Raw genomic sequence first — 13,501 nt, forward strand, 5'->3', positions numbered from 1 at the left:
CGGCGCTTCACGGCGGTCGGCCCGGTGCGGGTGCCGTCGACGAGCTGTCGACGGCACCCGTGAAGGTCACTTGGTCGGTATGTCTCTGCTGCCGTCCGAGCTGATCTCGGGGTGGACGGTGGGGCAGTAGCGCTTCCAGGCGTCGGTGAACTTCGTCCGCGTATAGCCCTTGAGTTGGTTGCCGTCGGGCATGCGGACGTTGCCGGAGCGGATGCCGTACTCCCGCAGCAGCCCTGCCAGGGCGCGCGGGCTCAGGCCACCGCGTCCGGCTTCGGCCCACGGAGCTTCGGGTTCGGAGTTGAGGCGGTAGAGCAGGGCGTCGGTGGACACGCTCTCGGGGTCACCTGCGGCGGCGAAGGCGCGGCGGATGTCGGCGAGGATCCGGGCGTTGGAGGGGTTGTCCTCCTCGGCCTGGGCCTCAGCGGTGACCATCTGTTCGCACGCGGTGCGGGCGCGCTCGGGCCAGGTGCCGCCCGCGAGGTCCGCGACGATCACCAAGGGCTCCCACGTGTCGGCCGCCCGGTCCTCGACCGGCATTTTCGGCTCCAGGTGGAGGGCTTGCTCGGCCACTGAGGCGGTCCAGCGCGCCAGGTGAGCCCGCAGGGAGCGCAGGGCGGGGCTGTCGCGGCGTGTGCGGTACGGGCTCACCTGCTCGCCCTCCGCGCGGCGCCTCATCCGGATCACGACGGACCGGTCCATGATCGTGTCGGGCAGGTCGCCGATGCCGGCGAGCGCTGCCATGGCGAAGGTCGCGAAGGAGTGGGGTGTGTGCTCCTTGCCGACGACCCGCAGTACCGGTCGGCCGCGCTGGTGCCCGGCATTGAGCAGGCCGCGCATCTCCTCGTTCTTCTCGGCGACCTTGGGGCTGCCGAAGATGGTGTCGGCTTCGTCCACGAGGAGGGTCGGCGGCTCGTCCGAGATCGAGCGGAAGATGGCCGCTGCCGTGGAATTCACGGTGATCACGGGCTTGTGGACCGTCTCGGTGAGCAGATCGAGCAGGCGGGACTTGCCGCACCGCTTCGCCGGGCCGACCACAGCGAGACGCGGGGCGTGCTGCCACACCTGCTGGAGGTGGGTGGCCGCGATCCACAGCACGGTTGCGTCCAGTGCCTGCTCGGTCGGGAGGACCACGAAGCGGGCCAAGGCGGTGCGCAGCTCGTCCAGTGGCGCGGCGGCGGCGTCCGGCTGGCCACGGTGCGGTGATGGGGTGCCGCTCGGACGGGGTGCCGCAGGGGCGGCGGGGGCGGTACTCTCGTTCACGGAGATCCTCACTCGGCGGCTCCGGGGGGCAACCCGGTCCGCCGCGGTCGACTGTCCTGGGATGGGCGGTGGCGAGGTTTCCTGCAGCCCCCGGTGTTCGTAGCGCCGGGGGTTTTCGCGTTCCTCGGGGCACCTACGGGGTTAACCTCCTGGCGGTTCGTTTGTGGATGCCCTTATGGCATAAGTGTGTACGAGCGTCCGCCTCAAGTCAAGTGTTCAGGGCATTGAAAAGTTAATCTCTTGCGGCATGATTGCTGTTCAGGTGCATAGTGATGTGTGTCACATTTGCGTGTATTCCCTTGCGGGTTGGGTTATCCATGCTGGTAGGGTTTAAGGGTGGAGGCGTGGCGACCTCCGTTTGTCGAGAAGAGGAGGGAGGTGAAAGAAGTGGACGACGCCAAGCCGCAACGCTGGGCTCCGCCAGAGGGCGAAGCCCTGGTGGCGCACAACCTGAAGGTCCTACGGATGACGGCCCGCCTGTCCCAGGAGGACATGGCAGAGCGCATGCGTCGCCTGGGCTTCAAGATGCACCAGACCCAGATCGCCAAGATCGAGAATGGTGCCCGGAGCATCAGCTTCAACGAGGCCCTCGGCTTCGCCAAGGCTCTCGGCGTCCCTGCTGGCAACTTCCTGCTCGAAGCCGTCGCGAGCCGCGACGATCCTCACTGGGAATTGCAGGAGGCGGCCTTCGACATTCAGAAGGCCGAACAGGAGCACCAAGTCGCCCAAGACCTCGCCGACGCCGCAAAGGCCAGACTTGAGGCGGCCGAGGCCCGATACGACGAGATCGCCGAGCGCCTCGGCATCGAGCCCGACCCGGGGAGCCTCTCCTTCTACCCGGCTCCGAACTCACCCGAGGATCCGCTCCGCAGCGGTTCCGCCGACGAGTAACCGTTCGGCGGAGATCTTTCCCGGCGTCTGAACACGGCTTTCGAAGCCCATCCACCGCAGGCCCTCGGTGCTACGAACACCGAGGGCCACCAACGCGGACACCGATCTAAGCCCACCGCCCATCCCGGACAGTCCAGCGGTCACGTTGCCCCGTGACCGCCGAAAGGCGATCCCTCATGCCCACCGCTCCGCCCCCGCTCACCCATATCGCCGACGCGCTCGGGGTCCCCGAGCAGCGGCTCCGCACACTCGTGCTGGAACACACGGCACCCATCTCTGACGCGCCCCTCGTCGCGCTTACCGTCGAGGAGGCCGCCCGCCGCCTCGGCGTCGGCCGTACCACCATGTACGCACTCATCGCCTCCGGCGAGATCGGCTCCGTCCTCATAGGCCGCCTGCGCCGAGTGCCGGTCGAGGCCCTGGCCACTTATCTGGCTGACCGCTCCCAGGCAGCCGCCCCGGCCGCCGCCCACGCGGCCTGAAGGGGGCGGACATGGCCAAAACACGCCAGCCCAACGGTGCCTCCTCGATCTTCCTCGGCAAGGACGGCAAGTGGCACGGCTACGTGACCGTCGGCGTCAAGGACGACGGCAAGCCCGACCGGCGCCACGTCAAGCGCAAGACCCGCGCCGACGCCACCAAGGCGGTCCGCGAACTGGAACGCAAACGCGACTCCGGCACCGTCGGCAAGGCCGGGCAGACCTGGACCGTCACGACCTGGCTGACCCATTGGGTCGAGAACATCGCCGCACCACACGTGGGCGAGAACACCATCGACGGCTACCGCGTCGCCGTCTACCACCACCTCATCCCCGGTCTCGGCGCGCACCGCCTGCCCAAGCTGGAGCCCGAGCACCTGGAGCGCTTCTACGCCAAGATGCAGAAGGCTGGCAGCGCCGCCGGCACCGCGCACCAGGTCCACCGGACCGTGCGCACGGCTCTGAACGAGGCGGTGCGCCGAGGCCACCTCACCGTCAACCCCGCCTCCGTCGCCAAGGCGCCGCGACTGGAAGAGGAAGAGGTCGAGCCCTACACGGTCGAGGAAGTGCACAAGCTTCTGGACCTGGCCAACAAGACTCGGCACCCGGCGCGCTGGGTCGTATCTCTTGCCCTGGGGCTGCGTCAGGGTGAGGTCCTCGGTCTCAAGTGGACGGACATTGACTTCGAACTGCGGGTCATGACGGTCCACCGCAACCGGCTACGGCCCCGGTACGAGCACGGCTGCGGCAACCGCTGCGGGCGCAAGCCCGGTTACTGCCCTCAAAAGGTCAACATCCGCCGTGAGACGAAGGACACCAAGTCTCGCGCCGGACGTCGGCCTATCGGCATACCCGAGCCCTTGGTGCAGCTTCTGCTTCAGCACCGACGTGCGCAGGAGCGAGACCGCCGACTGGCCGGCGACCTCTGGACGGAGAAGGGGTACGTCTTCGCCTCCACGACCGGCGAGCCCCTCAACCCGAACACCGACCACCACGAGTGGAAGGACCTCCTCAAGGCGGCCGGCCTGCGCGCCGGCCGCCTCCACGACGCCCGCCACACGGCCGCGACCGTCCTGCTGATCCTTGGCGTTCCCGACACAGTCGTTGACGCGATCATGGGCTGGGAGCCCGGCAAGTCCGCCCGGATGCGCCGCCGCTACCAGCACCTCACCAACCGGGTGCTTACGGACACCGCCGACAAGATCGGTGGCCTGCTCTGGCCGCTGCCGGAGGGGCCGTCCGCCAGTAGCTCGCAGTAACCCGCAGGTGGCCAGTGCGATGGGTGACGCCACGTGGGCGGCCGTCAACGGGAGGCGGCGTGGTGTCGTCATCTGTGTGGGCCTAGTCGAAGCCGTCGTCGGACGACTGTCGAAGAGGGGTCGCCCCCGAAGGGGCGGCAAAGCCAAGGCGCTACCGCTTTCCGCCCTTACGGTGGCGGCTTAACGTGTTGGTTCTTGCGTGAGGCAAGAGGTAGAGTAAAGTACCCCTTGCCTCACGCAAGGGGTGTCAGGTACGGACGGCGACTGGGGGTGACGTGAGTGGCGAGGGAGAAACCCCTCCGGGCTAGCAGCTAAGGACGCGCGTGAACAGGTTCATGGATTACCTCCTTGAGGACTGCGAGAAGCAGGATGCCTACGGTCGCCAGACATCGACTGGGATGTGGATTTTCGTCATCCGCACCAGCGAGGGCACGCGCACGGTGACGTTCCCCAAGACCCCGGAGACGGAGTCTGAAGGGACCGAGCTGGTGAACGAACTTCGAGGATTCGGCCTCACCTTCCCCTACGGAAGCTGACCGGGCGGGGGCCCTTCGGGGCCCCCGTGTCTCCATGACCCAAACCATTGGCACAATTCAGGCCGGAAGGGCTACACCACCATGCATAAGACGTGGCAGGCCACCCTGACGGCGAGCGGAGTATCGGCGCCCAGCGTCGAGCAGTACGAACTGCTCCTCGCCCTCATCGCCGCCACCACCAGCCATGACAGCGCTACCAGCGCATTCAGGCTTGTCTGGCGGCTTGAGGCGCCCACCCTCGCCGAAGCCACCACCGCAGCACTCAGCAAAGCTCAGGTCGCCTTCGAGAAGGCTGGCATTCACGGAACGCAAGAGGAGGTTTTGATCCGATCGGCGGATCGCGTCGAACAGGAAGCGAAATATCCGCGACCGCAAGACTTGGTCATTACCAAGGACATCGCGGAACAGTTGGGTGTCAGCAGACAGCGCGTAGCGCAACTCGCCAGCGACCATCCTGACTTCCCGCCGCCGATCGCCCGTACGGCAGCAGGCCCCATCTACACCCAGGAGTCTGTATCGCTATTCGCCGCTGGGTGGGAGCGATCTCCAGCCAGCCGTCCCACAAGGAACAAACGCAACCAATGACTTATAGCGAACCTTGAGGCCGGCCCTGAAGAAGGGTCCATTCGCACCACCTTGAGGTGGCACGCACACCCGGTGGCCATGTCCCTGAAGGTAGAGGATTCAGGGCTGGCCACCGGCCAAGCAATGGGGATCACTAGGAGTTCGGGCCGACCCTCCGCACTTCGATGTCCGGCACGTTCGGACCGAGGGGGCTCCTACGCCTCCACGCTGAATGCCGCTTCGTATCCGTCGTCGATCTTGATGTCTTCGTAAACGACGGTCTGGCACAGCCGGTTCCACCGGTTGCCCAGTAGAACAGCAAGGCCCATTGGGCAGGCGAGGAAGAGGTGCATGCGCTGAACTCGGCGGGCGGAGCGGCGGAGGTGGTCGCGGATGCCCACTGCCAAGGCATTCGCGGCGGTGCTGCCGGAGACGGAGCCGTCGTTCGCCTTGCCATTCGGCGGGGCGAGGACGATTAGCCTACTGACCGGAAGGTTCTGTTCGCGCAGGTACTCCAGGACGTCCGTGACGATCTCCGTCGAGACCGCGATGGCGACAGCGATCTCGTCGCCCTGACCGATCTCGTGCTCGGCGACTTCCGGGGCCAAGGCGTCCTCAAATGAGTCGTTGGTCGTCCAGAGCTGGCTACCAGCCCTCCCCCGCTGGAGCACTGCGAGGTCGGTTCCGGTGACCATGCGGAAGGTGGCACCAACCAGGAAGGCTGGTGCTAGACGGATGCTGCCCGTGACCGAGACAGCAGTCGTACCGGCGGGGAGACGTCCAGGCGCGGCTTCAATGTCCGCCTGTAGTTGGTCCCAGGTATTCGGCGGCAAGGGCCGACGCTTAGTGTATTCGGAGTCGCTTTCGAAGCGGTCGACCCAGTCAATGGCGTGGTCGGCGTCCGGCGCCATCGGATCTGGTTTAAGGGTCGCAATGGACAGGACGGCGCGAGCGGGGCCGGCCTTCAGGGCCAACTCCTCGACGGCGTCCTCGACCATCGCCTGTGTGAGCTGGCGCTGGCCGTTCCGGACCATCTTGGCGACCCATCCAATCCCCGCTTCCAACGCCCGCTGGTCGTGGAGCAATCCCGCGATGGCCATCAACAGCTGAAGGTGTTCCTGGTACTTGACCATGTTCACCGACAGGTCGAAGTGCAGAACCGAAAGCAGATCGAGGAGTTCGACCTCGGTCAGACCTGCTTCTTCAGCCCACCTGACACGGGCCTTGCCGCGGTTCGACTTGTCTCCGCCGATGGCTGCCTTGGGCATCAGCAGCCCGGTGCGGGCATCGCAGACTTTTACGAGCTCATCAGCGGGGTCGGCTGCCCGGTTAGTGACCAGGTGCAATTCGACGCTGCCACCGTGTGTGGTCAGATGCTTCCACGTTCTGGCGATCTTCTTGAGGATCGAGGGGCCACCGCTGGCGGCGGGCTTGGTCAGATAGTCCGCATTGATCGGTGTGGCACTGTCGACTGCGTACTTGACCTGCTTGTAGGTGTTCGGGGGGAAATCACGCAGCAGGACTACATCGTCCAGGTTGCCGACGCTGTCTAGTTCGACGCCGACGGCGCGCACAGGGTTATGCGAACGGGCGGCGTTCTCTCGCAGGAGGGTCAGGCATGCCTCCCAGGCCACGAGCCATTGGTAGTAGTCGCCGGTGGTGCGGACGCTGGTGGGACCGGGGGCGGGTAGGTGAGCCATCAGCGCTACTCGGTGAAGACGGGTGTTGGCTCCAGCTTCTCGGCAAGGGCGAGGAGGTCCTCGTCTGTGACGGGCCGGTCGGGGAAGGCGCGAAAGACGGCCGCCGGGACCAGGCGCTGGGTGAGGTCGGAGAAGGTGTAGCCGGGGCGGCCCTCCGTCGGGCCGGTGAGCTCGGCGACCTTGTGGATGGTCTCCGGTCGGATGCCGATTCCGTCGAGTGCTCGGGTGAGTACCGCGTTGCGTTGCTTGTCACCGGGGCGGGTGAAGGTGAACGTGGCCGCGGCGCGGCGAATGACGGCCGGGTCGAGGGCTCCGACCCGGTTGGTGCACAGGACGACGATGACTGGGAGTGCGGCGCCGGCCAAACTGTCGATGCCAGCCAAGAACGCGTCGACGCCAGCCCGGTCTTCGTGGTGCATCTGCTGGGCCTCGCGGGACTGCACTAGGGCATCGGCCTCATCGACGACGAGAATCTGTACTGCGCGTGCTCCATCGGAGCCTGCCGCGCGCTTGCCCACCGTGTGCATGTGGGTAAAGGCGTCTCCGATGAGGGAGGTCATCTCGCCGACCAGTCCGCTGCCGCGGGTGGCGAGCTTGAGCCGGTACAGGTACACGGGCAGGTCGAGCCAGTCGGCGAGATCGCAGCCGAAAGATTCGGCCAGTGCGGACTTGCCGGAGCCGACGTCTCCGGCGAAGACGAACAGTGGTGCCCTGTCTGCGAACAGGGCCAGAGCAGCGACATCGCCGCCGTGGTGCTGCGCGGCCCATGACCGAAGTCGGCGAGGGTCCGCGAGGAGCGCGGCTTCTTTGCGAAGGCGCAGCTTCGTCTCGTCCAAGCCGACCAGACGATCGTAGCGGGCACGTCGGGTGGGCTCGGGCAACTCGATGACGGGGTGAAACAGATCGTCCTGGCTGGTCACGTGCTCGTTCCTCTCTGCCGGTGGCGCTGGGTTAGAAGGCGACGTAGACGTCGCGTGAGACGCCAGCGCCGTTGCGGGCGTAGCCGTGACCCGCGGAGCTGGTGCCCGCAGTGGCGCTCGGAGCAGTACCGGTCGTCCTGGAGACTGGCAGTGCCTCCTTGACTCCGGCCCGCTGGGGGCTGCTCAAGAGCCAGAAGTCGGCGCTGTAGTCCAGGAAGCTGTGAAAGGTGTAACCGGTGAGGTCGACCGGGTCCGGGAAGCTGCCGGGGCGGGAGTCGACGAGCTGGCCGCCGACCGTGGCCTTATAGCGCAGGCGGAACTTCCAGGCGTTGGTGGCGGTGTCGCGGAAGCCGTAGTCGACGGTGTCCAGATATCCGTCTCGCAGCAACAGGGCGACCTCTTCGGCGAACTGCTCGATTCTCTCGTGGGAGGGTTCGCCGTAGAGGTTGTACAGCAGGCGCAGGTCGGCGGCGACTCTGCCTCCGACGTAGCGAGCGTCGGTGATCGTGAACGAGCCGGAAGCGGACCTGGAGTATGAACCACTCATGGCTACTCTCCCGGGAAGGTAGGACCGAACAGCTCGCGCCAGAGGTCGAGCGCCTCGCTCTTCGTTGCCGCATAGGCGGCTGTCGTGAGGGTGTCGAGGGTGGCCCCCGCGTGGTTGATCAACCGCTGACGGTCGAACTCTGAGTAGCCACGAGCGACGTTGTTCTCTGGATTGACCGGGTCCCAGACCTGGATGGGGTCTGTCGTCGCGCTCACCTCGTCGGCCTTGTAGTAGTCGGTGAAGACAATCGGTGCCTTCAAACCCGTGCGGACGATGTAGGAGAGGACCTGCTCGATTGCTTGCGGGTAGTCGTCGACCTGTAGCGGCTTTCCGTTCCAACCAACGTCCCAGAGGTGCGCGACCAAGAGTTCGATCAGGAAGGACTTGCAGCGCAGCTGCGGATCGACCTCCTTGCTCTCGCGGATCCACGCCTTCAGGAGTCGGATCAGCTCCCGGTAGCCATCGCCGGCTTCCCTCTTGCGCTTTTCGATGAAGCGCAGGTGCAGCGTGACCGAGGTCAGTACCTTGGTGCCACCGCTGGTGACCAGGTAGCCCCGATCGTCCGTCTCGCCGGTGTAGAGCACGGGCACCACGTCGATCTTCAAGCCGGAGCCCCGCATCATGATGCCGACCGCGTGGTCGGAAGGCTTGAAGTCCTCCGCGACCTTCGTCTTGCCGTATACCTCTCTACAGCGCTCCTCCAGCCAGGTCAGTACCGTCGAGACGTCGATGTCTGGGTCACCTACACGGAGATACGCGGCAACGTCCGCATCAGACCCTGTGCCGCGCCTACGACGGATCGCGGTGTGTTTGGCTGTGCTGCCGGACGCGCGGAGCTTCACCAGGTCGAAGTCCGGGTGGGCAGCGATGTAGCTCTCCAGCTGCTCCCGCAGGTAGTTCACCTGGCGACGGCGCTCCTTCGCCTCCTCCTTTGGCACGTTCACCTTGTTCTTCGCGAACGCCTTGAGGACCTCGTGTTCGACGTAGCTCTCCCCCGCCATCGCTGTTCACCCTTCACCCGAGGAGCCGATCGGTAGGAGAACAGACTTACCACGCACCACTGACAAACCCGGTTGAGTTGGGAGGGATGCCCAGGTGCCGACGGTGGCCCACCTACAGTGCTCTCCGGCACTGCCTGCTGCACGAACTGCAACCCAAACTGCAACCCTCAACGTCGAAGGCCCCCGCAGCGAGCTGCGGGGGCCTTCGACGTATTGCCCGGTGAGAGCAATGGCGGAGGATACGAGATTCGAACTCGTGAGGGGTTGCCCCCAACACGCTTTCCAAGCGTGCGCCCTAGGCCACTAGGCGAATCCTCCGCGGCAAACAATACAAGACGTTGAGGAGTGCTCGCGAACCCGTTCCCCGGTGACTCCCCGCCGGCGGTCGCGGTGGGGTCCTCAGGGGTGGGGAGGTGGACGTGCGGGGGCGGGGATCGGCTAAGGTGGGCGTCAGCCCCTCACGTGGCGCTATCTGACTGAACTCCCCCAGGGCCGGAAGGCAGCAAGGGTAGGTTGGCTCTGGCGGGTGCGTGGGGGGTCCTTACGTTTCCGGGGCCGTCCGGACGTGTCCGGGGCGCCTGGTTTCCGCGTTGTCGGGCTCTCACGGCCGGTGGTGTGCCCGGCCCGGGGCCGGTTGTCGGTGGGCCCCTATAGCCTCGTATGTGTGTCGTCCCTTGCGCTGTACCGCCGCTACCGCCCCGAGTCGTTCGCCGAGGTCATCGGTCAGGAGCATGTCACTGACCCGTTGCAGCAGGCCCTGCGGAACAACCGGGTCAATCACGCGTACCTGTTCAGCGGCCCGCGCGGCTGCGGCAAGACGACCAGTGCGCGCATCCTCGCCCGCTGCCTGAACTGCGAGCAGGGGCCCACGCCCACGCCCTGCGGGGAGTGCCAGTCCTGCCAGGACCTCGCGCGCAACGGGCCGGGCTCGATCGATGTGATCGAGATCGACGCCGCTTCGCACGGTGGTGTGGACGATGCGCGTGATCTGCGGGAGAAGGCGTTCTTCGGGCCCGCGTCCAGTCGTTACAAGATCTACATCATCGACGAGGCGCACATGGTCACGTCGGCGGGGTTCAACGCCCTGCTGAAGGTGGTCGAGGAGCCGCCGGAGCACCTCAAGTTCATCTTCGCGACCACGGAGCCCGAGAAGGTCATCGGCACCATCCGGTCGCGTACCCACCACTACCCGTTCCGGCTCGTGCCGCCGGGAACGCTGCGCGACTACCTCGCCGAGGTGTGCGGCAAGGAGAACAGCTTCGTCGAGGACGGGGTGTTTCCGCTGGTGGTGCGGGCCGGCGCCGGGTCCGTACGTGACTCGATGTCGGTCATGGACCAGTTGCTGGCCGGTGCGGCCGATGACGGTGTGACATACGCCATGGCGACGTCGCTGCTCGGCTATACGGACGGCTCGCTGCTCGACTCCGTCGTGGACGCCTTCGCGTCGGGTGACGGCGCCGCCGCGTTCGAGGTCGTGGACCGGGTCGTCGAAGGCGGCAACGATCCGCGGCGCTTCGTCGCCGACCTGCTGGAGCGGCTGCGTGACCTGGTGATCCTGGCCGCCGTGCCGGACGCGGGCGAGAAGGGGCTCATCGACGCCCCGGCCGATGTCGTGGAGCGGATGCAGGCCCAGGCCTCCGTCTTCGGGGCCGCCGAGCTGAGCCGGGCCGCAGACCTGGTCAACGAGGGGCTCACGGAGATGCGGGGGGCGACCTCGCCCCGGCTCCAGGTCGAGCTGATCTGCGCCCGGGTGCTGCTGCCCGCCGCCTTCGACGACGAGCGCTCGCTCCAGGCCCGGCTGGACCGGCTGGAGCGGGGAGCGTCCTTCGCCACCACCGGTCCCGGGCCCGCCATGGGGTACGTCCCCGGGCATGAGGCGCTGGCCCACGCCCCCGTCGCACCACAGGCATCGCAGGCACCTCAGCCTCCCCAGGCACCTCAGGCCGCCGCACCCGCCCCCGCCGCGCAGCCGGACGCCGGATCGGGGCCGGCCGCCGCGCGGGCCGCAGCACGCGGAGACGTGCCGCCGACCGCATCGGCACAGGCGGCTCCGCCCGTCGAACCGGTCCAGCCGCCCCCCACGGAGGCCCCCGCGGCCGGGCAGCGGCCCGGAGCCTGGCCCGCCGCTGCGGCGCCGGAGCAGGGCCGCAGGCCCGGAGGCTGGCCGACCGCCTCCACCCCCGGCCAGGCACCGGCCCCACAGGCCGCCGCCCCCGGCCAGGCACCGGCCCCACAGGCCGCCGCCCCCGCCCCGGTCGCCCCCGCGGCTCCCACGCCGGGCCCCGCCGCCCCGGAGCCCGCCCCCGGCATGACGCAGGGCGCCGGACAGGTGCGCAACATGTGGCCCGACATCCTGGAAGCGGTCAAGAACCGCCGCCGGTTCACCTGGATCCTCCTCAGCCAGAACGCGCAGGTCACCGGCTTCGACGGTGCCACCCTGCAGATCGGCTTCCTCAACTCGGGCGCCCGTGACAACTTCACGAGCAGCGGTAGCGAGGACGTGCTGAAGCAGGCCCTGGCCGAGCGGTTCAACGCGCAGTGGAAGATCGAGGCGATCGTCGACCCGTCGGGCGGCGGCGGACAGCCCCCGCAGGGCGGCGGTCGGCCTCCCGCCCCACCCGCACCCCAGCGCCCGGCCCCGCCCGCACCGCAGCAGTACGAGCCCCGGCCGGCCCCGGAGCGGCAGCAGCAGGGCGGCGGCGAACCCGCCGCGGAGCCCCCGGCGCCCCGGTCGTACAACGCTCCCGAGCCACCCCGTTCGGTCTCCCTCGAGGACGACACCCCCGAGGCCGACGACCCGGATCTGGTCGATTCCGCCCTCTCCGGCCACGACCTGATCGTCCGGGAGCTGGGCGCCACGGTCGTGGAGGAGTTCAACAACGAGTAAACGAGTCGGGGGACGCTCCCGTGATTGCCGGCGCCCCGGTGTCCACGGAGCGGCGCCCGTCAAGGCCGTCCTGCCCCGGCGGCTAGGCTGCACCCCGTGAAGGTCCTCGTCATCGGCGGCGGCGCCCGCGAACACGCCCTGTGCCGCTCTCTCTCCCTCGACCCCGATGTCACCTCTCTGTACTGCGCCCCCGGCAATGCCGGCATCGCAGAGGTGGCCGAACTGCACCCGGTCGACGCACTCGACGGCGCTGCCGTCGCGCGCCTCGCCACCGAACTGGGCGCCGAGCTGGTGGTCGTCGGCCCGGAGGCACCGCTTGTCGCCGGGGTCGCCGACGCCGTGCGCGCCGCGGGCATCCCCTGCTTCGGGCCCTCCGCCGAGGCGGCCCGTCTGGAGGGCTCCAAGGCTTTCGCCAAGGACGTGATGGCCGGGGCAGGCGTTCCGACCGCCCGTAGCTACGTCTGCACCACCGCCGCCGAGATCGACACGGCCCTGGACGCGTTCGGTGCTCCGTACGTCGTCAAGGACGACGGTCTCGCCGCCGGCAAGGGCGTCGTCGTCACCGATGACGTCGAGGCGGCCCGTGCCCACGCGCTGGCCTGCGACCGCGTGGTCATCGAGGAGTTCCTCGACGGCCCCGAGGTGAGTCTCTTCGCGATCACCGACGGCACCACGGTGCTGCCCCTCCAGCCCGCTCAGGACTTCAAGCGGGCCCTCGACAACGACGAGGGCCCGAACACCGGCGGCATGGGCGCCTACTCCCCGCTGCCTTGGGCCGACCCGAAGCTGGTCGACGAGGTCATGCAGTCCGTCCTCCAGCCGACCGTCGACGAGCTCCGCCGCCGCGGTACACCGTTCTCCGGACTGCTGTACGCGGGCCTCGCGATCACCTCGCGCGGCGTCCGGGTCATCGAGTTCAACGCCCGCTTCGGCGATCCGGAGACCCAGGTGGTCCTGGCCAGGCTGAAGACTCCGCTGGCCGGTGTCCTGCTCGGCTCCGCCAACGGCACCCTGGACGTGCAGCCCCCGCTGAAGTGGCGCGACGACGCCGCCGTCACGGTGGTCATCGCCTCCCACAACTATCCGGACACCCCGCGAACGGGTGACCCGATCGAGGGTCTCGAAGACGTCGCCGCACAGGATGCCCCGCATGCCTACGTCCTGCACGCCGGAACCCGGCAGGACGGCGACACGGTCGTCAGCGCGGGCGGACGGGTGCTCTCCGTGACCGCGACCGCCAAGGACCTCGCGGGAGCCCGTGAACGCGCCTACGCGGCGGCGGCCCGGATCCGGCTCGACGGCTCCCAGTTCCGGACCGACATCGCCGAGAAGGCCGCTCAGGTCTGAGCTGGGACCCGAAGCCGTACGGGCATGGCCGAGAAGACGGCTCGGGCCACGTAGGCCTGAGCCCCACCCGCCCCGATCACGGTCCCACCTCCCACGACGCGCCGCTGCCC

The 13,501-nt window shown here is 68.0% G+C and carries 12 protein-coding genes, 1 tRNA gene and 1 other RNA gene; 8 read left to right on the plus strand and 6 right to left on the minus strand.

Annotated features, from left to right (window positions below):
* Window positions 1-66 precede the first annotated feature (66 nt).
* Window positions 67-1,347, minus strand: coding sequence for a DUF3631 domain-containing protein (locus ACFVJX_RS16395; protein ID WP_384127963.1), 1,281 nt, complete (start codon window positions 1,345-1,347; stop codon window positions 67-69).
* Between the two features lie 300 nt (window positions 1,348-1,647).
* Here ACFVJX_RS16395 and ACFVJX_RS16400 point away from each other — a divergent pair, with 300 nt between their 5' ends.
* The 5 genes from ACFVJX_RS16400 (at window position 1,648) to ACFVJX_RS16420 (ending at window position 5,010) form a co-directional block, all read left to right on the plus strand.
* Complete coding sequence (locus ACFVJX_RS16400) at window positions 1,648-2,151, plus strand: helix-turn-helix domain-containing protein (protein ID WP_073722126.1); 504 nt, start codon at window positions 1,648-1,650, stop codon at window positions 2,149-2,151.
* A 176-nt stretch (window positions 2,152-2,327) separates the two neighbouring features.
* Complete coding sequence (locus ACFVJX_RS16405; RefSeq protein ID WP_384127887.1) at window positions 2,328-2,633, plus strand: helix-turn-helix domain-containing protein; 306 nt, start codon at window positions 2,328-2,330, stop codon at window positions 2,631-2,633.
* Window positions 2,634-2,644: 11 nt separating this feature from the next.
* The gene (locus ACFVJX_RS16410) at window positions 2,645-3,889 is read left to right on the plus strand and encodes a tyrosine-type recombinase/integrase (protein WP_384127889.1); all 1,245 of its coding nucleotides are present in this window, start codon (window positions 2,645-2,647) and stop codon (window positions 3,887-3,889) included.
* Between the two features lie 323 nt (window positions 3,890-4,212).
* A complete protein-coding gene (locus ACFVJX_RS16415) occupies window positions 4,213-4,425 on the plus strand; it encodes a hypothetical protein (protein WP_384127890.1) in 213 nt (70 codons plus the stop codon).
* An 81-nt stretch (window positions 4,426-4,506) separates the two neighbouring features.
* Window positions 4,507-5,010, plus strand: a complete 504-nt coding sequence (locus tag ACFVJX_RS16420) for a hypothetical protein (RefSeq protein WP_384127891.1) — start codon at window positions 4,507-4,509, stop codon at window positions 5,008-5,010.
* Between the two features lie 194 nt (window positions 5,011-5,204).
* Here ACFVJX_RS16420 and ACFVJX_RS16425 read toward each other — a convergent pair whose 3' ends face one another.
* The 5 genes from ACFVJX_RS16425 to ACFVJX_RS16445 all read right to left on the minus strand — a co-directional run bounded on the left by ACFVJX_RS16425 (window position 5,205) and on the right by ACFVJX_RS16445 (window position 9,475).
* The gene (locus ACFVJX_RS16425; protein WP_384127893.1) at window positions 5,205-6,623 is read right to left on the minus strand and encodes an SAVED domain-containing protein; all 1,419 of its coding nucleotides are present in this window, start codon (window positions 6,621-6,623) and stop codon (window positions 5,205-5,207) included.
* 71 nt (window positions 6,624-6,694) lie between these two features.
* Window positions 6,695-7,609 (minus strand): AAA family ATPase, encoded by a 915-nt coding sequence (locus tag ACFVJX_RS16430; RefSeq protein WP_384127894.1) that lies wholly within the window; start codon window positions 7,607-7,609, stop codon window positions 6,695-6,697.
* A 31-nt stretch (window positions 7,610-7,640) separates the two neighbouring features.
* The gene (locus ACFVJX_RS16435) at window positions 7,641-8,156 is read right to left on the minus strand and encodes a hypothetical protein (RefSeq protein WP_384127896.1); all 516 of its coding nucleotides are present in this window, start codon (window positions 8,154-8,156) and stop codon (window positions 7,641-7,643) included.
* A 2-nt stretch (window positions 8,157-8,158) separates the two neighbouring features.
* A complete protein-coding gene (locus ACFVJX_RS16440; RefSeq protein WP_384127898.1) occupies window positions 8,159-9,157 on the minus strand; it encodes a CBASS oligonucleotide cyclase in 999 nt (332 codons plus the stop codon).
* A 230-nt stretch (window positions 9,158-9,387) separates the two neighbouring features.
* A tRNA-Ser gene (locus ACFVJX_RS16445) sits at window positions 9,388-9,475 on the minus strand.
* 131 nt (window positions 9,476-9,606) lie between these two features.
* Here ACFVJX_RS16445 and ffs point away from each other — a divergent pair.
* The 3 genes from ffs (at window position 9,607) to purD (ending at window position 13,391) form a co-directional block, all read left to right on the plus strand.
* An RNA gene (gene ffs, locus ACFVJX_RS16450) (signal recognition particle sRNA small type) lies at window positions 9,607-9,703 on the plus strand.
* Window positions 9,704-9,821: 118 nt separating this feature from the next.
* Window positions 9,822-12,044 carry a DNA polymerase III subunit gamma and tau gene (locus tag ACFVJX_RS16455; RefSeq protein WP_384127899.1) on the plus strand — a complete coding sequence of 741 codons (2,223 nt, stop codon included), beginning with the start codon at window positions 9,822-9,824 and terminating at the stop codon, window positions 12,042-12,044.
* Between the two features lie 96 nt (window positions 12,045-12,140).
* Entirely contained in the window at window positions 12,141-13,391 is a 1,251-nt protein-coding gene (gene purD / locus ACFVJX_RS16460) for a phosphoribosylamine--glycine ligase (RefSeq protein ID WP_384127901.1), read from the plus strand.
* Window positions 13,392-13,501: the final 110 nt, after the last annotated feature.

It is taken from the genome of Streptomyces sp. NPDC127177, assembly GCF_042672475.1.
Classification (GTDB): domain Bacteria; phylum Actinomycetota; class Actinomycetes; order Streptomycetales; family Streptomycetaceae; genus Streptomyces.